The organism is Mycoplasma sp. 10961 (assembly GCF_055523525.1).
In genome coordinates, this window is sequence record NZ_JBVFVD010000001.1 from 656785 (window position 1) to 682152 (window position 25368).

Sequence of the window (25368 nt, forward strand, 5' to 3'; positions counted from 1 at the left end):
TGGTTGGGGAAGGTTAAACCGTCCGAAAAAAATTTCCCAGTTTAAAACAGGCTTACAAGCCTGCCTAAAGGAATGCATAAATTCTTTTAGGAATAGTCCGAGCACTAACAAAACTTTTATAATAAGCATTGTTAAAAATAATTCCTAAAAACATAAAATAAATAAATCAGTTAATAAAAAAACTTATCGAAAAGAAAAACCCTGCTGCAGACCCAAATTTACTATAAGATACAAATTCATTTAAATAAATATATATTACAATTAAAATATATGAGGGGAGGCTAGCAACAATAGTACCCTTAAATATGTCTTTAAATCTAATTTTAAATGATGGTATCAATTTAAATAAAACTAAAAATAATACATTTAAAAAAACAAGTGCATAAAGTAAATAAATAAAATCTGATAATCAATAACTGATATCCCCATAAGTTTTTCAAATTTTTACTTCAGTTAATATGAAAAGATTACTAAAAAATCAAAGTAAAACTGAAATAACTAAAACCAAGAAAAAACCTTTGACACGATTTCCTAAAAAAGTTCCAGTTCTACTATGTGAAAAAATAAAATTATAAGCAGAAATTACCTTACCATATCCGCCGCTTGCAATATATAAAGAAGGCAAGGCAATAAAAGAACCTGGAATTAAAGCTAAAAATGAATTAAATCCGGCATCTGGATTTTGATTATCTAATATAAAATAATGTTCTCCTCCTGGAATAAATTTTTGGAACACAATTGAATTAAATAAGTATTGAAAAATGTTGTTTGGCACTGAATCACTTCGAGATTTTGCTAATGGTTCAACATATTCTTTTAATGGTGTTATTGCATTATTAATCATAAGATTTAAAAAACCAACAATATAAATGACTGGAATAAATGAAATTAATACATAAAAAATTGTTGAAATTCATACAAAACTTGTCTCTTTTGAGTTATAGTGAGAGTAAACTAAATTAACCAATTTATTGCGTTTAATTTTATTATTATCATCATTTTTTTTTCAAATTAAAGTTGATGTAAAAAATAAAATAATATATTTTAAAATTGTACTATAAATAACATTTAAAAATTCAAACCTATCTGGATAAATCAAATTAGTATAAAATCTTCTTAAATGTGTTTTTTTATTCTTTAATCGTAAATATTTTTTATAATGATTTTTAGTTGTTCTTAAAAAGATCATTTAAAACCTTTGTAGTTATTTCACTTGCTAAAATGGGGTTTACTTGACCACCAGTTTCTTTCATTAAGGCACCAAGAATAAACTTAGTAACTTTTTCTGGTCTTTGCTCATATTCGGCAACAATTTCATGATTTTCATCAACAATTTTGGATATTAAGGAATTTATTAAAATAGGGTCTGAAATTTGTTGCAAATTGTGCTCTTTTATTAAAGAAGTCAAATCACCATTAAAATTAACTAGCAACGGCACAAGTTTTTTAAAAGATTTTCCTGAGATAATCCCTTGGTCAAGTAATATAATTGCATCTTTAAAAATTGATGCAGAAATATTTAAATCATAAGCTTTAAGACCCTTAGCATTAGCAAGCGAAACTATTTCAGCAAAGAATAGCTTAGATAATTTTTCTTTGTCATCATATTCAATACTATCAAAATACTTTGATAATTTAATATCATCTAACAAGCTTTGAATATAAAGATTTTGTATCTTTACATCTGTATATCGTTGTTCTTTTTGGTTTGGTAGTTCTGGAACTACTGCTGAATCAATAAATTTTTTGGAAAGTTTAATTAGTGGAATATTTGATTCTGGAAAGTATTTATAATCTACAGCACCAGTTTTAACCCGCATTATTATATTTTCATTTTTATCAGCATCAAAACGTTTAGTTGCTTGTAAAATTGGATCATTAGTTAATATTTGTTTTGTTTGCAAGTTAATTTCATATTCGATAGCTTTTTCAATATTTGAAAGTGAATTAAGATTTTTGATTTCTACTTTTTGACCAAATACATTAGACCCAAACGGGCGAAGCGAAATATTGATATCAGCACGCAAACTTCCTTGTTCAAGTTTACCTTCAGATATTTCAAGAGCAAGCACAATTCTCTTAATCATATCAACATAAGCAGAAGCTTCTTTTGCGCTTCTAATGACCGGATATGTAACTATTTCAATTAAGGGTATACCTGCTCTATTATAATCCATTTTAGTGCCTTGCTCGCTATGATGTTGCCTTGCTGTATCTTCTTCAAGGTGAATACGTTCAATTTTCACTTTTTTATTAGAATTGTTAACCTTAATTTCTAGCTCACCATTTTTCCCAATTGGGCGGTAAAATTGGGTAATTTGATAACCTTTTGGTAAATCTGGATAAAAGTAATGTTTGCGATCAAAATGCATTTCATCATCAATTTCCATATTTAATGCTTTAGCTAAAGTTAAAGCGTATTTTACAGCTTCTTTATTAACTAATGGCAAAGTACCGGGGTAACCTAGATCTACTTGATTTGCTTTTGTATTTGGTCTAGCAAAATAATCAATTGGAGTTGACGAAAACATTTTAGTTTTAGTTTTTAATTCAACGTGAATCTCAATTCCAATAATTACTTCAAAATTATCATGCATTATAATCCTCCTTTGATTAATTCTTCAATATATTCAGCAATTCCAAGTAGTTTTTTATCTTGATATAATGAACAATCTAATGCAATGCTATAACCAAGATTGTCTTTTACACCTAATGGCAAGGTAATCGATGGGTTTCCTAGTAAATTAGATCCAGTTAAAATAAAGTTGATAACATTATTGCTTGAAGTATCTGTGAATTTAGGTGCAATGCCAGCAGTTGCAGGATAAATCAATACATCACCTTGCTGGAATAAACTTGCATAATAATTAGATATTAAACGACGAACTTTTTGAGCTTTAACAAAAATTTCTTGTTGGTTTTCGTTATATAAAAAGTAACTGCCTAATGCTAATCTTTCTTGAACCATATGACCAAATTTTGATGAACGGGTATTTTTAAATGTGTCTTCTCAAGTTCTCCCTTCAACTCTATTGCCAAAACTAACACCAGTTAAATTAGCTAAATTCGAACTAGCTTCAGAAAATGAAATAATTCGATAAACTGGTTGGATCAATTCTAAAATTTTGTAATTTGGTTTAACTACCTGAACAGCAACTCCATCTTCCTCTAATTTTCTAATTAATGAATTTCATGAATTTATATAATAATCTTTTACTTGATCCGTAAGATCAAGCAAAACAACCTTAGCTGGTTTAGTTTTTACAACATTATCAATTTCAACATCAACTGATGTCATATCATTTGCATCCTTACCAAACAAAGTTTGAGAAACTAATATTGAATCATTTACATTATGAGTGAAATATGCAACGGTGTCTAAAGATGAAGCATATGCAAATAGTCCATAGCGGCTAATAGAACCATATGAAGGTTTAAAACCAACTTTTTTAACGAAAGATGCCGGTAAGCGAGCACTATCACCTGTGTCACTTCCGATTGAAAAAGAAATATTAGTTGTTAAAGTAGCGGCAGATCCAGAAGATGATCCACCAGCATATCTATTAGAATCATATGGATTTTTTATAAGTCCATAAGCACTGTATGTTCCAGTTCCTCCAAGAGATAATTCATCTTGGTGCGTTTTGGCAACAAATATAACTCCAGCATCTTTTAATTTAGTAACAACTGTTGCATTATAATTGGGATCAAAACCTTCCAAAATCATGCTAGAAGCTTTTGTTTCATATCCTTTAATTGCATAATTATCTTTAATAGTTGCAACGGCGCCATTTAAAGGAGAATCTAAATTTTTCTTTTGCTCAATTTTTAAGAGTGATGCAACTGCATTATTTGTATCATTCTTTAGAGATTCAATTGCATTATTATAATCCCCTTTAACAAATAACTTTCGCATTAGTCTACCACCTTTGTTAATAAAATGTAATCTTGATCCTTGTTTTTGGCATTTTTTAAAATATCTTCCTTAGTAATAGAATTTGTGGTATTGGGAATATCATCACGTAAAAAATCAATTAAATAAGTTTCATTAATATGGGTCATTGGTTTGATATTAGACAAATCAAATTGGTCAAAGAGTTTAATGCTTCTGGTTAATTCATTTCAATTATCTAAAATATTATTGATAACTTCATTATTTGGCTCAAAAAGCAATGATTCAACAATTTGTTTAATCTTTTCGTTATCTATTGTTTTCATATTACTCCTATCATTTTGGTTTATTTGTAAAAAATTCTTTTTTATTTAAATATTTTAAATTACCCGTTAAATTCTGAAATTGTAAGCAAAATGAATGCAACATTAATCGATCATCTGGTTTGCCGCCATATTTTCGATCACCAAAAATGGGTTTTTGTAAATATTTTAAACTAGCTCTTATTTGATGTTTGCGGCCTGTAATTAATTGGGCAATTTTGTCATTATTTTCAAGGTAAAATAGTGTTTGTGCTATTTGAGAATTTGGCAATTTATTTTTGTGTGCTTTCATACGGTGGTGTAATTCATCTTTAGTTAAATATAATGATAATTCAAGTTTTTGACCTGGAATTAATTCTAAGTTTGATTTAAATAAGTATTTCTTTACAAAAAACTGATGCTTATCATTTAATTCAACTAATGTAGGATAATTTTTTGCATAAAGCATCAAGCCGCTTGTGCTTTTATCTAAGCGACCAACATGTGATGGTTTAAAACTATCTAAATGTTGAAAATTTAAATAAGTTAAAACTTGATTGTCTAAAGAATCTTCTTCACCATGAACCACAACTCCTGGCTCTTTATTAATTAATAAAATGTTTTCATCTTCATAAATAATATTTAAATTAACTTTAGTTTTAATTACAGTTTCTTTCTTAATAACATCAAAAACACCATAAACGATAATATGATCACCTTCTTTTATATTTATGGTTTTATCATTTGTTCTTAAATTATTAATCTTGATATCTTTTTTACGAAATAATTTTTCAAGGCGAGATTTATTTAAATTATTTAAATATTTCGCCAAGAGTTTGTATAAGGTTCTTCCTTCATCATTTTTTGTTGCAAATATTTCAAACATAATTGCCTCCAATTCTTATAATAATGTATTATACATTATTATCATTAGATTGGCAAAATGTTTCTCAAATAAACAATAATAACTTGGCTTATCGTTTCTTTCTCAATTGAAATATAACCTTGAATTGTATAAATATTATTTGATTCTAAAAATTTCTTTAATTCTTCACTATCTATTAAAATACCTTCATCAGTTAATTTATCTTGTACAATTAGATCAAATTTTTGAATTGAATTATTTATATTAGCATTAAATAAAAAATTATTTTCACTTAGTTTTTCATACGAAATATTTTGAATATATAATTCGTTTTTTAACTTATGAATATGCACGTTATAATATTCATAAGTTTTTAAAAAACTAATTTTATAAAGTAAAAATATAAAAATAGCAAAAATTAAGCAAAGCAGGAAAATACTTAAAGAATATTTCTTAAACAAGTTCATCTAAATTTACCTCATTACTATTTCCATCAAAAATATACCGACTACTATGACTAATTTCAATAACTAATTTGTTTGATAGTAAACTATTTAAACGATTTTTTAAGTCATTATAAGTATTAATACTTAAATTTTCAAAAGCTTCATCAAAAATAATTACATCATAATCGCGTAAAAATAATTTAAGCAACTTAATAAATGCCAATTGTCCTTTTGACAAACTGTTAACCTGCTTGTCTAAAAAACAGCTTAAATCCAAATTAACACTTTTTAGAATAACATCTAAATTACTATTTTTAAGCAAATCAATAAATGAGTTTTTATCATTAATTATTAAATAATCTTTCACGGCTAAATGAAGATCACTACGCTCAGAATTTAAATATAAAATTTGCTCTTTTAAACGTTCATTAAAAAACAAGTATGAAATTTTCTCATTCACAAATATTTCCCCTTTATTAAGGGGTAATAGTCCTGCTAGAAGTTTTGCAATGGTGCTTTTACCCTTACCATTTTTTCCAATAATTTTAACTTTATCTTGCAAGATTAAACGATCAATATTCACAATTGTAGGTAATAAATCTTGATACTTAAATTCAGCATATGAAAGTTGTAATGACTTAATTGTTTCATTAAATTTTGGAATAGTTAATTGATTTTTAGTATTTTTATCAAAAATATCAATTGTTTTAATTTTTTGAGAATATTCAATATAAGAATCAAAACTTTGAAAAAACCCTTTAATCGGTCGGATAAATAAATTAATTGATGTTAAAAAATAAATAAAGTTAGAGTATTCCATTCTTTGGTTCCAAATTTCATAAACCCCTATTATACTTATAAAAAGATGCAAGGACATTTCAATGGTATTTTGAAAACTATTAAGATTGTTGTTGTGAATTTCAAAACTAAGTGATTTATCTTTAAAAGTTTTTGAATTTGTTTGTCAATCGAATAAAATTCTCTTAGTTAAATAATCTTCTTGTGCTTCTTTTAATGATTTTAAATAATTATCTAATTTGGTTTCTAAATGATATGAATTACCTTGAATTTTTAAATAATTTTTTTCATAAATTATTTTTTTTAAATAGCTAATAACTAAAATTAAAATACCAAAACAACATAAAATTAATAATAAAACTAAATTGATATTTCGTAATATTAGCAATGACACACAAAAACCAACACAATTGACGATAAAATTAGGCAAGAAAACTTCTTGAATATTTAGAATATAAAAAAGGTTGCCAAGCCTTGTTTTAATCTCAACATTAGGCATAATATTGAGCATGCCATAATTTTCTTTAGAAAATTTTTCTAAAGTAGCAAAAAGTTTCTGATATGAATAGTTATAAAAATAGTTACGCCTAATTTGGTAACTTAAAGTTTGGATTAAATAAATAAATAAAAAACTTATAAAAATTAATAATGCAATAATTATAATTTCATCTTTTAACTTATATGGAATAATAATATTTAAAATCCGTTTATTAATTCAAGGAATGATGATGTAAATCCCCAATTCAAATAATAATACAAATAGTAATATAATTTTTGTCTTGGAAAGTAAAAACAAACTATAATTGGTATCTTTATTATTACCTTGTTCTTTTATAGTTACACTTGTATGATTAACCAAAGTAGTATCTTTAAGAAATTCAATATATATACCTTTTGTTAGCTCAGCAAATTCTGCAGTGGAAATTTTAGTTTTAGTTCCAAGTCCTGGATCATAATAAGTTATATATTTTGGATCTATTTTAATAATCAAAATCATATGGTTATAATTTCCAGAACTTATAATTGCACCAAATGGTAATTCATTGCTGGAAAGTTTACTAATTTCTTCGATGCTTGCTTTATAAGCATTAATGCTATAACCAAATTCATTAAGCAACATATTATAATTGTTTAAACTAATTCCTTCTTGATTATATTTTGCTTTAAATTTTAATTCGTCAAGGGGAATATCTTCATATTTTTTATAACTTAAATACTCACGAAATACATATAAAGAGCAATCCCATGGCGAAATTTGTTTTTTATCTTTAAACATATATTTACTAATAAAAATATTAGTAAAAAAGACAAATAAAAAACCAAACCATTAAAATGGTTTGGTTTTACATTATAATCCTTTCATTGAAACATCTTGTCTTTGTTGAGTAGATGCAGCAAATAGTCCAAATGTAGAAAGTCCTAGTGTAGCAGCAACAACACTACCAGGTCATGCAAAAATTGATGCATTAAATTGTGTAACATTAGTATTGTATAATCTACGAGCAGCAGCAACTTCTCTTTCAAGGTAAATAATTTGTTCTGTTAATGTTTTGTAAGATTCAGAAGCCTTAAGTTCTGGGTAGTTTTCAGAGACAGCCATTAATCTACCAAATACTGAGTTATTTAGACCTTCTAATTCAGTTCTTTGTGCACTTGTTAGATTACTTGATGATCTGAAAGTTCTTAAACGAGCAATTTCTGAAAAAGTATCTTTTTCAAATTGTTTGTGTGATTGTACTACATCATATAACTTAACTAATGTATCAGATCTTTTAGCAAGTTGAACATCAATTGTTGATGCTGATTCATTAATGTAATTTTGTTGTTTTAAATATGCATTTCTTTTAACTAAAAAATATATTGCTGAAAAAATTAATAAACCTAAAACTCAAAATGCAATTTTAGCAGCTGTGCTAGATTGAGCAACTTTCTCACTATTATCTACATATGGGTTAAAACCTTCTTGGTTTTTGTTTTCTCTATTATTATATAAATTTGCCATAATTAATATATATTATACATAAATTAATTGTTTGTCAAACTTTTTATTTTAAATAATGTACGTTTTAATTTTGTTTCTAATTTACTAATATCAGAAGTATCTTGGTTGCCTTGCGCAATACGCTTTTCTAAAGCTTCTTTTTCAGCTAATTGCTTTTCAAGGTCAATTTCTGATAATTTTAAAATATCGTCAGTTATAATATCAATTTTCGAACCATTAGCATAAACTAACCCGCCACCAATATAATATTTTTCTGAATTTTCATTAGATTCTCAACCAATTGTTAAAGTGCCTATTTCTATATTTGAAAATAAAGGTGATTTATTTGCTTGCAGTCCAATATAACCTGATGAAGTTTTTAATGTCACTATATCTGTCCAACCCTCATAATATATACCACTTGGAACAGTAATTTTTAAATATGTTTGAGCCATTTATTTTGTCTCTAGTGTTTTTTGATATCTAGAGATTACATCATCAATGCTACCAGCATATCTAAATAATTCTTCAGGATAATCATCAAAATCACCCGATAAGATCATTTTAAAACTTCTAATGGTATCTGATAAAGGAACGTAAACACCTTTAATACCAGAGAATTTTTCAGCAACTGTAAAAGGTTGAGATAAGAAATTACGAATTCTACGTGCTCTAGCAACTATTGCTTTATCTTCTTCGCTAAGTTCACCCATTCCTAAAATAGCAATAATATCTTGTAACTCTTTAAATCTTTGTAAGATTGAAACAACACCTTGTGATACTTCATAGTGTTCTAATCCAACAATTAAAGGATTCAGTAAACGAGATGAAGAATTTAGTGGGTCAATGGCAGGATAAATCCCTAATGATGCAATCGTACGATCTAAAACTGTTTTGGCATCTAAGTGAGTAAAGGTCGTAGCAGGTGCTGGGTCAGTTAAATCATCTGCTGGAACATAAACGGCTTGTACAGATGTAATTGAACCACGATGTGTTGAAGTAATTCTTTCTTGCAAAGCACCCATTTCAGTTGCTAAAGTAGGTTGGTAACCAACAGCAGAAGGCATTCTTCCAAGTAAAGCTGATACTTCCGAACCGGCTTGGGTAAATCTAAAAATATTATCAATAAATAATAAAACATCTTGATTTCGTTTATCTCTAAAATATTCTGCCATAGTTAAACCACTAAGTGCAACACGCATTCTAGCGCCAGGCGATTCATTCATTTGTCCAAAAACTAAAGCAGTTTTATCTAAAACCTCGGCATGTTTCATTTCGTGGTATAAATCATTACCTTCACGGGTTCTTTCGCCAACACCCGCGAAAACAGAAAGTCCATTATGTTGTGTAGATATATTATTAATAAGTTCTTGTACTAAAACAGTTTTTCCAACTCCTGCTCCTCCAAAAAGACCAATTTTTCCACCTTTTACATACGGAATTAATAAGTCAATAACTTTAATACCAGTTTCCAAAATTTCCGAAGATGTTTTTTGTTCTTCGTAACTTGGTGGAGTTGCATGGATTGATGATTTTGGAACATCATTATCAAGTGGTAAATCATCAATTGGATTTCCAAGTACGTCAAACATTCTTCCTAAAACTTTTTCACCAACTGGTACTTGAATTGGCATTCCAGTATCTAAAACAGTTAAACCTCTTTGTAATCCATTAATATCACACATTGCGATAGTACGAGCAGTTTCATCACCAATATGCTGAGCTACTTCAAAGGTATATACTTTTCCTTCAAATTCAGTTTTAAGTGCATTTAGTAGTTTTGGCAACTTTCCTTCTTGGAATCTCACATCAACAACAGGGCCTAAAATTTGAACTATTGTACCTTCGTTTCTAACCATAAAAACTCCTTTTTTTAAGTAGCATCTGCTCCTGAAACAATTTCAGTGATTTCTTGTGTAATTAAACTTTGACGCTGTCTATTGAATTCCAGTTGCAGATTTTGAATTAATTCTCCAGCATTATTAGTGGCATTTTCCATTGCATTACGCCTCGATGCAATTTCAGAAATTTTTGAACTAAACCCATGATTATATAATGTACTAGTTAAAAACAGTGGAACTGACTTAACAAGCACAGTTTCGGCATTTGGTTCAAACTCAATTAATTGTGATATTTTTGAACCAATCTTCTTTTTATCAATAACAAATGGAAATAATTGTAAATTTCGTGCTTCTTGTACTAAATTATTGATAAATTCTGTATATAAAAGATTTATAGCCGAAACTTTATTTTCTAAATACAAATCAAGTGAAACTTTAATAATTGTTGAACTTATATCATAACTTAATGAATCCCCAACATTACCAATAAACTTAATCACTTGATCCTTTAATTTAGAATTTTTTAATAAAACTACCCCCTTATCTCCGAGCACAATAATTTTATCTTCGGGTTTAATTTGTTCTTTAAGCAAATTAATAATATTGTAATTATATGATCCACAAAGTCCTAAATCGCTTGTAATAACAATATATAATTTGCCTTGTGCACTATTTTTAGGAAAAATTGAATATAGCTTACGAGGATCAACATTGTTAATCAAATCATTAAAGATATTTTTTAAAGTAGTTTGGTATGAATTTATACTAAAAAATTCATTTCTAAGGCGACGTAATTTTGAAGTTGACACTAGCTCCATAGCATTAGTGATTTTTTCTGTACTTTTTATAACATTAATACGGTTTTTTAATCCATTTAAATTAGGCATTATTTGTACCTATATATTTTTTGGGCAATGATTCAAATTGTTTTTCATCATAGTTTGGAATAATTGAAATAATTGCTTTCACAATACGAACTAAATTTTGTTCAATAGCTGTATATGTTTCCTGTGATAAGATGCCAGTTGTTAAAATATCATTAGCAATATCAATTCCGCTTTGATCATGAGTAACTCAATCAATTACATTATCACGATATGATGTTATTTTATCAAAAGGTAGAGGGTTAATGATACGTTCTTTAACACCAATTAATAATATTACTTGAATATAAGAGGGCAACAAAAAGTATTGATCTTGTTTTAAAAGGCGGTATACTTTTGCACCATGATCTAAAATTGATTTAGTTGAATTATCTAAACCAGAACCAAATTGAGCAAATGCTTGCATTTCAGTATATTGAGCTAGTTCTAGTTTTAAAGAACCAACAACTTGTTTCATAGCCTTAGTTTGAGCAGCAGATCCAACCCTAGAGACTGAAAATCCAATATCAACAGCAGGGCGCTGACCTGCATTGAATAACGATTCTTTAGTAAAAATTTGTCCATCAGTAATCGAAATAACATTTGTAGGTATATATGCACTTATATCCCCTTGCTGAGTTTCTATAATTGGCAATGCAGTTATTGAACCTCCGCCATATTGTGAGTTTAAGCGAGCGGCTCTTTCTAAAAGTTGTGAATGCAAGTAAAAAACATCCCCAGGGTAGGCCTCGCGTCCAGGTGGGCGGCGTAATAATAATGATAAAGTACGATAAGCAATCGCATGTTTAGATAAATCATCATACACGATTAAAACGTCTTGCCCTTGCTTCATTCATTCTTCAGCAATGGTTGCTCCCGTATATGGTGCAATATATTGTTTTGGAGCTAATTCGCTAGCACCAGCAACAACTATTGTTGTATATTCTAAGGCACCAGCATCAGAAAGTTTCTGTACAATTTGTGCAACAGTCGAATTCTTTTGTCCAATTGCAACATATACACATTTTACATTTTTACCTTTTTGATTAATAATTGTGTCAATTGAAATTGAGGTTTTACCTGTTTGGCGATCGCCAATAATTAATTCACGTTGTCCTTTCCCAATTGGAATCATAGCATCAATTGCTAAAATACCAGTTTCTAAAGGTTGATTTACTTCTTTACGCGTCATAACTCCTGAAGCAGTTTTAAATATTTCAGAAGTGTGGTTGTTGTTAATTGGTGCTTTACCATCTAAAGGCATACCTAATGCATCAATAACACGGCCCAGCATTTGGTCCCCAACTGGAACAGAAATGACTTGACCTGTACGGGATACAACATCACCTTCAGATACAGAATAAGCATCACCTAATAAAGCAATCCCCACAGTTTCATCTTCTAAATTTAAAGCCAGACCATAAATACCATTGCCAAAACGTACTAATTCAGAATACCTGACTTTTTCTAGTCCAGAAACTATTGCAATTCCATCGCCAACTGAAACAACACGTCCAACTTCAGAACGATCAACTTTTGATCCTAAGTTTTTAATACGCTCTTTAATAATTTGTGAAATTTCATCTAATTTAAGAGGCATTATACCTCCTCTCTATTTCAAATAATTTGATTTTTTAGTTTTTGTAATTCCCTTTTATAGTTAAGTTCTAAAACCTCAGTGCGCGATACAATTTTAAAACCACTGATTAAAGTTTTATCAATATGGTTTGTAATTTTTATTGCACGCCTCGTGGTTTTTTGTAATTTTTCCTTAATTTCTTGTAATTGTTCATTATTTAAAGGAAAGGCCGAAATAACATCAATATACCTTATTTTTAAATGATGGTTTGATAGTTTTAAATATTCTATAATAATATTTTTTAAAATATTGACAGCTTTCCGTTGTACGATTACTTTTAGAGAATTAAGAATTATTCAATCAAAACCAGCAAAAGCTAAATCAATTGTTTTTAAACGTTCAGTTTCTGGAACACCATCATTTTTTAAATAATCAATAAATTCAGGATTTTGATTTAAGAATTCTTTAAGTAATTCAAAATATGGTTCTAGTTCTACAAATCTATCATCTTCTAAAACTAAATCAAAAATGGCAATAGCATATGCAGATGTATGAGTTTTACGAAACATTATAGTTCCTCAACATCTTTATCAGTATTTAAATATTGATTAATAATTTGATCTTGTGTAGTTTGTGTGATTTCTCTTTTGAGAATTTTTTCGGCTAACTCAGTTGCAATTTCTACAACATACCTACGTGAATTAAAGTCGAATTGTTTCTTTTGGTTTTCAATATCAATATTTGTTTCCTCTAATAATCGTTTTGACTCAGTCTTAGCACTATTTAAATATACTTCAGCTGTTTTTTCAGCTTTAATTTTTGCTTTAGAAATGATTTGTTCTGCTTGAATATGTGCATTTTTTAAACTTTGATTGGCTTCATTAAGTTTTAAAATGCTTTCTTGTTTTTGTTGTATTGAATCATCAATATTACTTTGAATAAATTGTTCACGTTCTTTCATTAATTTCTTAATTGGTTTATAAACTAAATAAAAAAGTAAACTACATACAATTATAAAAGCAAGAATTGTCGCAATCATTAAGGGTATACTTGGAAAGAGACCTGCAAAAAGGTCTTTAAATCTAGTTCCAAATTGTTCGTTTACACTTGCTGATTGTTGTGCTTCACTATAATAAACCATTATTTAACCAACTATTTAGTAAATAAAATAATTAAGGCAATTAATAAAGAATAAATTGCAGTTGTCTCGGCAATACCTGCACCAATAATAAGCATCAATCTAATTTTAGATTCAGCCTCAGGGTTACGACCAACAGCTTCACAAGCTTTTCCTGCTGCATATCCTTGGCCAATTCCAGCACCTAAGCAACCAATTGCAGCAATACCTGCACCAACACCTAATAATCCAGCACTAACACTTGAGGTTGATGCATTATTATTTGCAACTTGTGTTGCACTTTGAGTTGCCTCTTGTAATAAAGTTGTTACTTCTAACATAATAATCTCCTAATAAATTGCTTCTGTTTTTCTTCTAGTTCAATCCCTAAAAGATAATTTTCTACTTGTAGTTTGTTTTTTTGGTTTAATATCACTTGCTTCAGACACTCAATAAACTGAGGTTAATAAAGCAAAAATAAATGCCTGTAGCGTAGAACCAAAAATATCAAAATAAAAATGAAAGAATGGTGTAATAATAAGTGAAAAGAAATATAATTCCTGACCATATCCAACTGAAAAAACTTTTTGTCACATAATTCCGCCAGAAACATAGGACATGGCTAAAATAGCAGCACCACCAATAATATTTCCATAGATCCGAAAACTTAATGAAACTAAGATAGATAACCTACCAATTAATTCAGTTGGAATTAATAATTTTGCATAAAATTTTCATTTACTATAAATAGTTCCAATAATAAGAACCCCAAACCATGTTAAAATAGCTAAAGAAAATGGAACAGAAAATGAGGTAACAATTTGTTCAAGTCCAAAGACAACAACACCATTTCCGATTAATAAAAAAGTTCCTAAACTTAAGATGTAAAATCTTGCAATTTTTAAATTATCTCCAGGGCCAGCAACAGCCTCATAAGTTTTTTCAATTGAACCCACGTAAGCTTCAGCAATTAAAACTATGCCTTTAGAAGCTTTTTGTGGATTTGTCTTTTTAACTTTTATATAGATTCAAACTGACAAAATTAGAACAATTATGACAGTTGCAAACAATGAAACTAACTGCGGTTGACGTCAATTAAATAATGAATTTTTGATGTTTTCCATTCGTCACCTTTCTTTTAATTAAAATTACATGCACTATAATAGCAATTGCACTTAATGATAAACATGATATAAAACTAAATAAATTAATACGTCCATGAGCTCAATGCATGTTTGTATCTCCTAAATGAATTTGGTTTATCAATTTCATCAAATAAATTATTAAAAATAATAAACTAAAAAAAAACAACATTTTTAAGGGTAAAAGAAAATAGTAAATCTTTCTTCTCTGTAAAAATAATGATGTATAAATTAAAGCTGTTATCTTAAATAATAAATAAGATACTAATGATCCGAGGATAAACCCTAATGTAAGGTTAATTTTAAAAAATTCTAAGATACTAAATACAAAACCAAGAAATAGAAATAGAATTCAAAAGGTGAATTCAAATTTATTTCAAAATTGAATCGTGCTTTTACTCATAATGTGCTTTGCTCCTATAATTTTAATACTTTTTAATAATTACATAATAACAAATTTATATTTTTTTAATAATAAAATTGATTGATAATTTAACACTAAAAATTGTTTTTAAAATATGTAATTTTTATAAGTAAGTTAATTCCCTGTTACTATTTTAATACTATAATCTTAAATACATGTATAATATTTTTATGAATCTAGTTAATTTAAGAAAAAAAGAAAATCAAATACAACAACTAATTGCAAGTATTCTTGCATATGATTTAGATAATGTAAATATTTATGATCCAGTAGTTATGGAAGCAAAATTATCCTCAGATCTAGGTCTTGTTAAAGTATTTGTAACTTTAGCAAAAAGCGAGCAAAAAGGAATTATTGCCCTAAATAATGCTTCTGGTTACGTTCGCAAATTGTTATCTCAAACATTAGACTGAAGAAAAGTGCCAGAGGTAAGGTTTTATTTAGATACGGTTTCTAAAACTGGTAGTGAAATTGATAAAATATTACAAGAACTAAAAAAAGAAAATAAAAAATAAGAAAAGTTAACATTTAATGTTAACTTTTCTCTTATTGAATTGAAATAAATATTTTAATTTGTCTTGGCATGAGGAATAGTAACTGTTTGAGTATGACTTTGACCATTATGTTCATAAGTAACTGTTAATGTTCTGTTTATTTCATCATAAATAGCGATTAGTTTTTTACTATTTTTAGTATATTTCTTTTCAAATTCTCCTTCGCTACCATCTTTTACATAAAAAACAGCATTAGTTCCTCCAGAGCTTGCAATTGAAAAGAATTTTTTAGTGCTTTTTTTACCTTTATATCATTGTAATTGCACCTCTTTGTTTTTTTCATATTTCGGTTTATACTGTTTTTTTACTTTATATGTATTTAACATATCATCAAATGTTTTCCCAAAATTCTCTTCAGTATTTAAAATTAATAAATCCAAATTATTTATTTGGTTAGTATTTGAATCAGAAGAGTTGTCTTCTGGGATTGATTCTTTATTCGTTTCCTCGTTTTTTATATTTTGTGTATCACCTGATGATTCCCCGTCTTGTTTTTCCGTAGATTCACTAGTTGTTGCACTATCTGAACGGGTTGAATTAGTTTGATTGTTTGTGCTTGTGCTGTCAGATTGTGAAGCTGATCCGCCTGTGCTAGATCCTACAGAATCTTGTTCTGTTTGTGTTGATGTATCCGGTGCAGCTTCACTTGTAGATCCAGAACCAAAATTGCCTTGAGTAGTTTTGCTAGTTTCAGAGTTTGCTTGTTCACTACTATTTGATGCATCAGAATTGTCGGTGCTTCCAGTTGAGTCTTGAGTGCCGGGAGTTTGGACTTCTTGTTGTGCATTACTTTTCTCTTTATTATCAGTTGTTTCAGAATTCTCACTTAATTTATTCTTTTGAGTTTCTCTTTCATTTGTTTTTGTCGAACCATCTTCTTTTATATCAGATTCTCCACTAATGGGTGGTGTAAGTTGTGTTTCATCGGCTTTTTTAGATTTGTTTTCACTAGTTAATGCATTATCAGAAAATTCTGTATTATTTGGAATTTCAAAATTTTGTGTGATTTCTTGCTCACCAATGCCATATGTTATTGTTAAAATTCTAGTTGTTTCATCATATATTGATGGAATTTTTTGATCTTTTTGCCAAGGTGCTACAACTCCTTCTTTTACATATAAAACACCATTTTTACCTCTTGAAGCAGTAATAGAAAGGAATGGTACTGGCCTTTTTGTTGTAATAGTATACCATTGCAAGGTAATAATTTTATCTTGCTCAAATTTTGTTTTGTTTGAACTTTTTGACTTATATTGAGTTAACATATCATCAAAAATTTTACCAAAGTTTTGATCCTTGTTGTTTAAAAGCAATATTCCTTGGTTAGTTTCCTGGCTATTCTTTGAATCAATGGTATCTTTATTTTTGCTGTCTAAACCTTGACCAGTATTTTCACGGTTTTCTTTAGTTTCTCTAGAATCAGTAGCTTCATCTTCTTTTTGAATTGGTGGTTCTGTTTTTCCTTTACTATTATTTTTGTTATCATCTTTTGGTGCAGGTGTTTTATTATTCAATTGATTATCTTTATTTTGATCCTTAGGTTGCTTAGGTTTTTGACGTTTTGGAATAATAAATTCTCTTGTATAGTTTTTATCACCCATTTGGTATGTTAATATTAATGATCTTGTTTCTTCATTAAAAGTTGCATTTACAATATAACCGTTTTCTCAGCCTGTTGTCTTACCATCTTTAACATAAAATAAGGCATATTTCTCATTTGAATTATCAAATGATAAATAAGGTTTAGAACGGCTTTGGTTTTTTCCGTATCATTTTAATTGAATTTCTTTTTTATTTTGGTTTTTTTCTTTGTTTTTAGTGTTTTTTATATATCCTTCGATCATATTATCAAATACATCACCAACATTTCCATCCATATCATTTAGAACTAGTAATTCATGTGCAGTTGAATCTTCTGATTCAACTGCGTTTTTGTTTTCTGTTTGATTGTCTTGATTATTTTTTGGTTCTGGTGATTTATCACTAGAATTTTCGCTACTATTATTTTTAGGTGTTGTATTTTCGTGTTTAGTTTGGGTTGTTTTAAATTCGAAAATTTGACTAAAAACTTCTTTTGAATAAATAAATTTGTCTCCATCTTTTGTTGCATATTTATAGTAAATTATTAATTTATCATCCTTAATTTCATAACTAATTAAATAATTGGGTTCAGTCTGATTGCTATGATTTACAATAAAATAGTTGTTATTTAGATTATTAGCTCTAAAAACGGTTGTGGTTTCGTAATCTACATCAGCCCAATCAAACTCTTGATCTTTATCTCATGCAATGATAGATTTTTGGTATGTACTATAAAATAATTTTTGTTGGTTTGATACCACTTGTGATAAAAGATTATTATCACTTAAGGTAAATAAATTACGATTGTCTCACCCATATTTATCCAACTCGTTTTGGATGTTTTGAGTAGTATTTTCAGAATCCTTTTGATCATCTTTAAGTTTTCTATCTATATTTGTTATGCTATTACAACTTACAACAAAACCAATTGGTGCAAGTGCTAAGGTTAATTTTAAAAAGTATTTTTTCATTGCTTCAATCCTCCCGTTTAAATAAGTATAGTTTCAAACTTAAAACAAAAGAAATAAAAACTTAGAAAAAATGGAATAAAAAATATTTGTTCAGGATTATGGCAATTTTCCAGAATATACCATATTAATTTTATTATTTATTTGGAAAACAAACCTATCTAGATTATAATTGAAAGTTTTTAAAAATACCTTGACAAGTGTCAAGGTTCTTAATTGTATTGCAATTTTTGTTTATATGTGTCTTTTGTAAGATCTTTGATAAATTCAGTTAATAAATCAATTGTTGCTTGAATATCAACTAAAGATGAAACACCAATAGGGCTATGAAGATATCTTTGAGGAATTGAAATAGTCATTACAGCCGCTCCACCTGGTGCAAATTGTAATTCAGCAGCATCAGTTCCACCGCCACCAGCAACATATTTATAAGCTGGAATATTTTTCTCTTTAGAAATTTCAAATAAATATTTAATTAATTTTGGATCTGGTAACGTTCCTCCATCTTTAACTAAAACACTTACACCTTTTCCTAATACTGGTGTACCTTCTTTGGCGCCAGTTGTATCATGTGCGGCCCCAGTGTCTAAGGCAAAGGCAATATCAGGGTTAATAAGTTGTACAGCAGTCCTTGCTCCTCTAGTTCCAACTTCTTCTTGAACTGTACCTACTAAATATACATCGCATTCTAATTCTAAATCTACAATATTATTAGCAATAAATTCTAGTGCTGTAACACCAGCGCGGTTATCCATTGCTTTACCACCTACTAAATTATTAGCTAAGTTAATTGTCTCACCAGTCATTAAAATTTGATCACCAATATTAATGTTATTGTCTTGAACTTCTTGTTTAGTTTTAAAACCTAGATCAACATATAATTCATCATTAGTCATGGCTGATTTATACTTTTCATTAGTAATAATGTGAATGCTTGTATGCCCAAAGACTCCAGTAAATCTTTGGTTAGTTTCTGATGATATAACAATAGCTTTTGTTCCAATCACTGTGGAAGGTCAAATTCCTCCAATTGGTGTTACCATTAAATTTCCATTATCTTTAATACTGCGCACCATATATCCAACCTCATCCATATGGGCTGCAATCATTATTTTAGGTGCATTTGGTTTGTTTGATTTTTTATAAAAAATCACTGAACCAAGTTTGTCTCGTGAAATTTCAAACGTTCCAGGTTTAATTCCTGATTTTAAGCTATCAACAATAGTTTCTTCGAAACGGGAAATTGCTGAAAGTTCCATATAATGTTTTAAACGATCGAATAATGTTTGATATTTATTATCCATTTTACCTCCTATTTGTAAAAATAATTAAAAAGCTGATTTATAATCAGCTATATATAATTTATTTGGTGCCTTAGACAGGACTTGAACCTGCACGGATTGCTCCAGCGGATTTTGAGTCCGCAGCGTCTACCATTCCACCACTAAGGCAAAATTAAAGCAAATTAGTAATTGCTATATAATCTTTTATAGTTTTTTTGATTCTTAAAAAAGTAAGCTTCAAATAACTCATTATAATTATACCCTAACATTTCAAAACAACCTAATGCTATTTCAAAAGAAATTTGAATATTTTCTTGACTTGGACTTTTTAAAATATCACTAATATTTATAAACAAATTTTTAAACTGCAAATTAAGATCATTATATTCATTAATCTTGGGTGTTAAAGTGCAAGGAACATTATGTTGATATGATAAACTAATGAAAAAATGAAGTAAATCAACAAATTCTTCCAAAATTTTATGTTTTGAAATATTTTTATTTTGTTTTCAATATTTAAAAGATTGTACTTCATTAACAAATTCTCCAGCTTCAACCATTAAAGCAAGGGTGCGTTGCAAGATGATTTCTTTTTTATTTAAATTAGGTGTCAAAGATTCTTGCTTTTTCTCAATCTTTTCATCTAATTTTTTTTGCATTTCAAATAATTGAATTAAATTCATAAGCTATGTTATTATACTATTTTTTAAATATTTTTATCTTATATTTGTTTATAAACCAGTTAATATTTATATATAAAAACCAAAAATTTGTTGTTGGTTTTTATATGTTATAAAATATTTATATTATTGATTAATATGTTGCTTAAATTTGGTGTTATATCATTCAATTAAAACTTTTTTAAAATTTATAAGAAATTCAAGTTCAGTGTTTTTATATTCTGAACTAACTTCTTTAACTTTAACAGTTTTGTTTTTAGGCAAACTAAAAACAGCTCAAGTAGTATATGGGATTATATCAGTTGTTATATATCTTGTGATTACTTCGTCAATAATATTTAATTCTATTGAATCATCTGATTCAAATGGAACCATATAATAATACTCAAAAGATGTGTGAGCATCATCATCGTCAATATAAATATCATTATTTTTTAAAACTTCATATACATCTTGATTTTTAAGAAACATTTTTTGAAATTCTTCTCTTATTTCTGTCTCACTTATTACCAAATCTTCACGGTTATTTAATTCCTGGAACCTTTTAATAATAATTTTGTCAAAGTCTTCTTTGGTTTGTATTTTGGTCCAATTAGCCAGTTTTTTGCTAGCATCAACTGATTTAAAGAAATTTTGATTTAAAATATAATAATCATCTCTTCTAATTTTATTTCAATTAAAACTAGATGTAGGGGTATTAAAGTCATTGATAGTGGCTAATTCTTTAAATTTAGGGTGAATTTTATCATAAATTTCTTGAATTTCTTCTTGGACTTTTCACTTTGTCTCTTGACCAGTACTAAATCTAATTTTTTGATAAGGGTCACCATGCGGCGGGTTAGGATCGCTTGGTTCTTTAGGGATTTCAACATTAGTACATGATGCAGTAGCAAAAGTAAAAAGTGGTAAAATAGATGATAAAATACTCAAAAATAGTTTCTTTGTTTTTTTCATATAACTCCCTTTTATAATAATAAATTATTTTAATTATGTACTAATAATTGTTTAATAACTAAATTTCTTATTTGTTAAATAATATAAAAATTAATTTCAAATTAATAATAATATTGCTATATTTGTATAATAATAAAAAGTTTAAATTAAAGTATTAATGTAAATAAACACTATTTATTGAAAATTAAAATAAGTAGTTTAAAATTATTCAATAGTTTCGTCTGTATAAAAGTTTACATACTCAGTGTTATATCATTTAAAAAGTTTAGGGAAAAATTCTAAAATACCAGTAAGTTGGTCACCTGATTTGAAAAAATCAAGAATTTTAATAGTAATATTTTTACCTTTAGAAATACCAAAAACAGCTCAAGTAGTACTTTGCAACTTAAGTAAATCTTCTAATTTACTTTTCTCTTCGTTTTCATCAGCACGTGGGAACACATTTAGAACAATTGAATCTCCAGAATCAAATGGTATTACAAAATTAGAAAAAGCTCCACTTGCAAAATTAGTCCCTAAACCAATATCAGCAATGAAAATATCATTGTTTTCTAAATAACGATAAACATCCTGATTATTTAAATAGTTTTTTTCAAATTCTTGTTTAATTTCAGAATTGCTTGTTATAACATCATCTTTGTTGTTTAATTCTTTAAACCTATTGATAATTATTTGGTTAAATTCATTCTTATTTGTAATTCTGATTCAACCAATTGAATCATGTAATTTATTGCCTTGAGGTACAGTATCAAAAAAACCTTTATTCAGTGTAATTCCTGAAGGTGCTAATTTATTTAAATTTTTCTTAGCTGTAGGCGGAACAAAGTCTTTGGATTTAATTAAGTCTTGCGCCTTATCAAGTATATTCTTAGTAACTTTCGCAACTCTTGGTAAATAGTTCACACTAGTGATCGCAAAATTTTCTTTGTCTTCAGTTGTTAATTCTATTGTAGTTTGTACTTCTATTAAAGGTGTTTTAGACTCTCTTGGTTCTGGTGAACTAGTACATGAAAAAGTAATAATAGGAGTTAACATCGAAAGAGTTAAAGCTCTAAATAATATTTTTTTCTTCATATTATGCATCCTTTGAATTTTATTAAATTTAATAGTTTTATTATATCATAAATATTTAGATTACTAAACTAAACACTTTGTATATTAGGGGGATTTTAATGGTGTTATTACATACATATAAAACCTTAGAATATCATAATTAGTACTTTTGTGTACTATTTTGAGTATTTTAAAAATTCATTTATATACCAGTTATATAACTCCACTTTATATAATTCTGAATCTGGTGAAATTTCGTTTAATGGATTGTGAATATTTAACTCATGATCCTTCGGTAAGGAAAATACTAACCAACTTAAAGCTTCGGGTATACCATCTGTATGGTACATGCTATATATGTTTCTTATATAACTTATTATTATCTTTCCATCTTTATAAAGCGGAATTAAAAAATCATTATTCTCATTTTGAGTTGCCCAGTAGTTATGAGGAAAGATAAAAATATTTTTGCTTTCTAATTCTTGGTATACATCTTTATTGTTTAAAAATATTAATTCGAATAATTCTTTTATTTGTCTATCTTCATTAAAATTATGTAGTTCACTAAAACGGTTTATTATTAACTTATTAAAGTCTTCTTTAGACAGGGAAAAAATATTCGGACAAAATCCGAATATTTTTAATATAAAGAAAAAGAGGTAGTTATGAGACATTTAAAGACTAAAGAATGAATCAAAATTTTTGACTTATACGATAAATATTTGAACCTGGGAATAACCAAGTCAGAATTTGAAAATTTATGTTTTGATATCAGAAAAGTATACTGAAATAAAGAATCAATGAGAAATATGTTAAAGAAAAGAAAACTGTATAATTTAAATATGAACATAGAATCACAAAGCGGTAAATCACCTAAGAAAGATAAAGGTGTTGGGAGAAAGAAAAAGAAAGTTCTCGATTATACATGAATTGATACTCTTAAAGATGATGAAAAAGATGCAGTTATAAAATACTACTATCGAATTTTTAATGAAAATAATATTGATGCAGATATCTCAAAGATAAAGAAAATCAAGAATCTGTCACATACTAAAAAATCTAAAATGATATGTGTTTCAAGATCTACATATTACGAGAAATTGAAAGATAACAACAAGACTAAAGAACTAAAGGTTAAACACAAAGAAATAATTTTTCAAAGTTTTGTCGAAAATAAAGAAAGGTATGGACGAAGGAGACTTGCTAAATATATTTTCCAAGAATATAATATTCAAATAAATCCTAGAACCCTAGGAAATTATATGAAAAAACTGAATTTGAAAACATTTGTTAGACAAAAACGTAAAACTAAAGAATCTAAAAATACTAGTGTTAAAGTACCTGATTTAGTAAAAAGAGATTATAATTCAAGCAACAATAATATATATGCAACAGACGTGACCTATATACCAGCACCAAAAGATATTGAACAGAATCATATTTATTTATCTGCAATTATTGATCATAAAACTAAGTTTGTGACCTATGAATTATCACTTAGAAATGATACTGAACTAATTTTGAATAATATCACCAATACAAAATTCAAAAATAATTTTATTTTACATTCTGACCATGGATCTGCTTATTCTTCGCTTGAATATACTAAGAAAATAAAATCACTAAAAGGTAAAATATCAATGTCAAGAATTGGTAATAGTCTTGACAATCGTGAAATTGAGTATTTCTTCTCAATTCTTAAAAGTGAAATTTTCCCAAATTTTGATCAAACCTGTAAAAGACTTACTTTTATTGAATTATCACAAAAAATCAAAGAATTTATAAACTGATATAATTATAAAAGAATAAGATAAAAAAACCTTCCCAAAGCATTCCGTTTGGCTTAGCCAAATGGTATGGTTGGGGAAGGTAAAACCGTCCGAAAAAAATTTCCCAGTTTATCTTTTGTTGTAATTTTTATATGTTTACTTTGTTTTATATCTTCAGTATTATGGAAAAAATTACTGTTAAAAGGTATTCTAAATCCACTTTCATCTTTTTGTGTTCTATAATCCTTTATAAACCAACCATCAACTACCCAATTACCAGGTATAAAAACATCAACTTTTGCAAATTCTTTATACTTAGGTAAAATATCCTGATAAATTCTGTCATGGCTTAAAATTGTTGCTTTTTTCGTGGGCATACTCAGGATTGTAGAATTTGATGTAACTGGATCTTTTGTAATTATTCTCTGCGGATTTTTTTCTTCAGAACATGAATAAGATACTATTGGCAAAAAACCAATAAAAAAAAATAATTTCTTAATCATTATCTCTCCATACGTTGTGTGTAAATGCAATTAGATCAATCGATGAGTTTGAATATGTAAAATTAGTATTTTTATATATTCTATATCTATAATTTCCAGGTGCCTGCACCTTATATTCTAATAATTCATCATTACTAACCACAGAATCAATGCTTTTTACCTGTTCCCAAGTACCATCAGTTGTTTCTTGATTAGCACCATTATTCTCAAAGACAATAAATTTATAAATTTCTTTCCTGTTCATTAAAGCTAGTGCAAAGTCTTTTCTTTCTTGTTCTGTGTGAAAATAAAATCAAACAACTGGTAACATTTGACTAGTTTCTACAGTTTTATACTTTAAATTTAAGTTATTTACGTTATTAATAAAACTATTATTAAATTTCCTTATATAAGTTTCTTCATCTATATTTAAATTTGGGTTTAGTAATAGTTTTAACTCATAATCATTATTAATTTTTGTCACAATTACTCCATCATCCGTATTGTGTTAGTTGTAACTTCTTGACCTCTCACTTCAAAATTATTCTTTTTAAGATTATCGTATCATTTTTCTAATTTTTTATCATTTGAATTAGTCGGCGAAATTAAAAAAAATTGATGCCGCGAATCCCGCTGTAATAATAGGAATTAGAATTGTTCACTTTATTTTTTTCATAATATTGTCCCTTAATTAGTTTACAAATAAAAATTTCTAAAATTATTTATTTAGCAATAGTGATTATTTTAATATATGCAACTATATAATATAATTTTATCAGATATTAAAATAATTT

26 protein-coding genes and 1 tRNA gene are annotated in these 25368 nt (G+C 27.6%); 2 read left to right on the forward strand and 25 right to left on the reverse strand.

Features of this window, described 5'->3' with window-relative positions; all coding sequences use genetic code 4:
- Positions 1–64 precede the first annotated feature (64 nt).
- The 16 genes from AC0B4T_RS02805 to AC0B4T_RS02880 all read right to left on the reverse strand — a co-directional run bounded on the left by AC0B4T_RS02805 (position 65) and on the right by AC0B4T_RS02880 (position 14808).
- On the reverse strand, positions 65–1189 hold the full coding sequence (locus AC0B4T_RS02805) for a YhjD/YihY/BrkB family envelope integrity protein (RefSeq protein ID WP_465102241.1): 1125 nt from the start codon (positions 1187–1189) through the stop codon (positions 65–67).
- Positions 1167–2597 carry an Asp-tRNA(Asn)/Glu-tRNA(Gln) amidotransferase subunit GatB gene (gatB, locus tag AC0B4T_RS02810; protein ID WP_465103044.1) on the reverse strand — a complete coding sequence of 477 codons (1431 nt, stop codon included), beginning with the start codon at positions 2595–2597 and terminating at the stop codon, positions 1167–1169. Before gatB ends, AC0B4T_RS02805 begins: the two co-directional genes overlap by 23 nt.
- Positions 2597–3916, reverse strand: a complete 1320-nt coding sequence (locus tag AC0B4T_RS02815; protein WP_465103045.1) for an amidase family protein — start codon at positions 3914–3916, stop codon at positions 2597–2599. Before AC0B4T_RS02815 ends, gatB begins: the two co-directional genes overlap by 1 nt.
- On the reverse strand, positions 3916–4218 hold the full coding sequence (locus AC0B4T_RS02820; protein ID WP_465102238.1) for an Asp-tRNA(Asn)/Glu-tRNA(Gln) amidotransferase subunit GatC: 303 nt from the start codon (positions 4216–4218) through the stop codon (positions 3916–3918). The genes AC0B4T_RS02815 and AC0B4T_RS02820 overlap by 1 nt, the downstream gene beginning before the upstream one ends.
- A 7-nt stretch (positions 4219–4225) precedes the next feature.
- A complete protein-coding gene (locus AC0B4T_RS02825; protein ID WP_465103046.1) occupies positions 4226–5080 on the reverse strand; it encodes a pseudouridine synthase in 855 nt (284 codons plus the stop codon).
- A 44-nt stretch (positions 5081–5124) separates the two neighbouring features.
- The gene (locus AC0B4T_RS02830) at positions 5125–5520 is read right to left on the reverse strand and encodes an MAG1140 family protein (RefSeq protein WP_465103047.1); all 396 of its coding nucleotides are present in this window, start codon (positions 5518–5520) and stop codon (positions 5125–5127) included.
- Positions 5513–7579, reverse strand: a complete 2067-nt coding sequence (locus tag AC0B4T_RS02835) for an Mbov_0121 family peptidase domain-containing ABC transporter (RefSeq protein ID WP_465103048.1) — start codon at positions 7577–7579, stop codon at positions 5513–5515. The genes AC0B4T_RS02830 and AC0B4T_RS02835 overlap by 8 nt, the downstream gene beginning before the upstream one ends.
- Before the next feature lie 72 nt (positions 7580–7651).
- Complete coding sequence (locus AC0B4T_RS02840; RefSeq protein ID WP_465103049.1) at positions 7652–8305, reverse strand: LemA family protein; 654 nt, start codon at positions 8303–8305, stop codon at positions 7652–7654.
- A 23-nt stretch (positions 8306–8328) separates the two neighbouring features.
- Positions 8329–8739, reverse strand: a complete 411-nt coding sequence (locus tag AC0B4T_RS02845) for a F0F1 ATP synthase subunit delta/epsilon (protein ID WP_465101401.1) — start codon at positions 8737–8739, stop codon at positions 8329–8331.
- The gene (atpD, locus tag AC0B4T_RS02850; RefSeq protein ID WP_465103050.1) at positions 8740–10143 is read right to left on the reverse strand and encodes a F0F1 ATP synthase subunit beta; all 1404 of its coding nucleotides are present in this window, start codon (positions 10141–10143) and stop codon (positions 8740–8742) included.
- Between the two features lie 14 nt (positions 10144–10157).
- Positions 10158–11012, reverse strand: a complete 855-nt coding sequence (gene atpG, locus AC0B4T_RS02855; protein ID WP_465102232.1) for an ATP synthase F1 subunit gamma — start codon at positions 11010–11012, stop codon at positions 10158–10160.
- Positions 11005–12588 carry a F0F1 ATP synthase subunit alpha gene (atpA, locus tag AC0B4T_RS02860; RefSeq protein ID WP_465103051.1) on the reverse strand — a complete coding sequence of 528 codons (1584 nt, stop codon included), beginning with the start codon at positions 12586–12588 and terminating at the stop codon, positions 11005–11007. The genes atpG and atpA overlap by 8 nt, the downstream gene beginning before the upstream one ends.
- Positions 12588–13136, reverse strand: a complete 549-nt coding sequence (gene atpH, locus AC0B4T_RS02865) for an ATP synthase F1 subunit delta (protein ID WP_465103052.1) — start codon at positions 13134–13136, stop codon at positions 12588–12590. The genes atpA and atpH overlap by 1 nt, the downstream gene beginning before the upstream one ends.
- The gene (gene atpF, locus AC0B4T_RS02870; RefSeq protein ID WP_465102229.1) at positions 13136–13708 is read right to left on the reverse strand and encodes a F0F1 ATP synthase subunit B; all 573 of its coding nucleotides are present in this window, start codon (positions 13706–13708) and stop codon (positions 13136–13138) included. Before atpF ends, atpH begins: the two co-directional genes overlap by 1 nt.
- Positions 13709–13719: 11 nt before the next feature.
- The gene (atpE, locus tag AC0B4T_RS02875) at positions 13720–14025 is read right to left on the reverse strand and encodes an ATP synthase F0 subunit C (RefSeq protein ID WP_465102228.1); all 306 of its coding nucleotides are present in this window, start codon (positions 14023–14025) and stop codon (positions 13720–13722) included.
- Positions 14026–14034: 9 nt separating this feature from the next.
- Complete coding sequence (locus AC0B4T_RS02880; protein ID WP_465103053.1) at positions 14035–14808, reverse strand: F0F1 ATP synthase subunit A; 774 nt, start codon at positions 14806–14808, stop codon at positions 14035–14037.
- Positions 14809–15420: 612 nt separating this feature from the next.
- On the opposite strand from AC0B4T_RS02880, the gene rbfA reads away from it, so the two are divergent.
- Positions 15421–15765 carry a 30S ribosome-binding factor RbfA gene (rbfA, locus tag AC0B4T_RS02885; RefSeq protein ID WP_465103054.1) on the forward strand — a complete coding sequence of 115 codons (345 nt, stop codon included), beginning with the start codon at positions 15421–15423 and terminating at the stop codon, positions 15763–15765.
- Positions 15766–15818: 53 nt separating this feature from the next.
- Here the strand turns inward: rbfA and AC0B4T_RS02890 are convergent, their stop codons facing one another.
- From AC0B4T_RS02890 to AC0B4T_RS02920, 7 genes are all read right to left on the reverse strand, one after another.
- The gene (locus AC0B4T_RS02890) at positions 15819–18356 is read right to left on the reverse strand and encodes a hypothetical protein (RefSeq protein ID WP_465103055.1); all 2538 of its coding nucleotides are present in this window, start codon (positions 18354–18356) and stop codon (positions 15819–15821) included.
- A gap of 209 nt (positions 18357–18565) precedes the next feature.
- Complete coding sequence (locus AC0B4T_RS02895) at positions 18566–19657, reverse strand: M42 family metallopeptidase (RefSeq protein WP_465103056.1); 1092 nt, start codon at positions 19655–19657, stop codon at positions 18566–18568.
- A gap of 63 nt (positions 19658–19720) precedes the next feature.
- Positions 19721–19804 (reverse strand) — tRNA-Leu (locus AC0B4T_RS02900).
- Between the two features lie 14 nt (positions 19805–19818).
- Positions 19819–20319 (reverse strand): dUTP diphosphatase, encoded by a 501-nt coding sequence (locus tag AC0B4T_RS02905; protein ID WP_465103057.1) that lies wholly within the window; start codon positions 20317–20319, stop codon positions 19819–19821.
- A gap of 123 nt (positions 20320–20442) precedes the next feature.
- Positions 20443–21270 (reverse strand): hypothetical protein, encoded by an 828-nt coding sequence (locus AC0B4T_RS02910; RefSeq protein WP_465103058.1) that lies wholly within the window; start codon positions 21268–21270, stop codon positions 20443–20445.
- A 204-nt stretch (positions 21271–21474) separates the two neighbouring features.
- Positions 21475–22344, reverse strand: coding sequence for a hypothetical protein (locus AC0B4T_RS02915; RefSeq protein ID WP_465103059.1), 870 nt, complete (start codon positions 22342–22344; stop codon positions 21475–21477).
- Positions 22345–22499: 155 nt separating this feature from the next.
- On the reverse strand, positions 22500–22997 hold the full coding sequence (locus AC0B4T_RS02920; RefSeq protein WP_465103060.1) for a hypothetical protein: 498 nt from the start codon (positions 22995–22997) through the stop codon (positions 22500–22502).
- On the opposite strand from AC0B4T_RS02920, the gene AC0B4T_RS02925 reads away from it, so the two are divergent.
- Entirely contained in the window at positions 22989–24137 is a 1149-nt protein-coding gene (locus AC0B4T_RS02925) for an IS3 family transposase (protein WP_465102743.1), read from the forward strand. The genes AC0B4T_RS02920 and AC0B4T_RS02925 overlap by 9 nt on opposite strands.
- Before the next feature lie 29 nt (positions 24138–24166).
- On the opposite strand, the gene AC0B4T_RS02930 is transcribed toward AC0B4T_RS02925, so the two are convergent.
- Both AC0B4T_RS02930 and AC0B4T_RS02935 read right to left on the reverse strand, forming a co-directional pair.
- Entirely contained in the window at positions 24167–24595 is a 429-nt protein-coding gene (locus tag AC0B4T_RS02930) for a hypothetical protein (RefSeq protein ID WP_465103061.1), read from the reverse strand.
- Positions 24588–25058 (reverse strand): hypothetical protein, encoded by a 471-nt coding sequence (locus tag AC0B4T_RS02935; RefSeq protein WP_465103062.1) that lies wholly within the window; start codon positions 25056–25058, stop codon positions 24588–24590. Before AC0B4T_RS02935 ends, AC0B4T_RS02930 begins: the two co-directional genes overlap by 8 nt.
- Between the last annotated feature and the right edge of the window lie 310 nt (positions 25059–25368).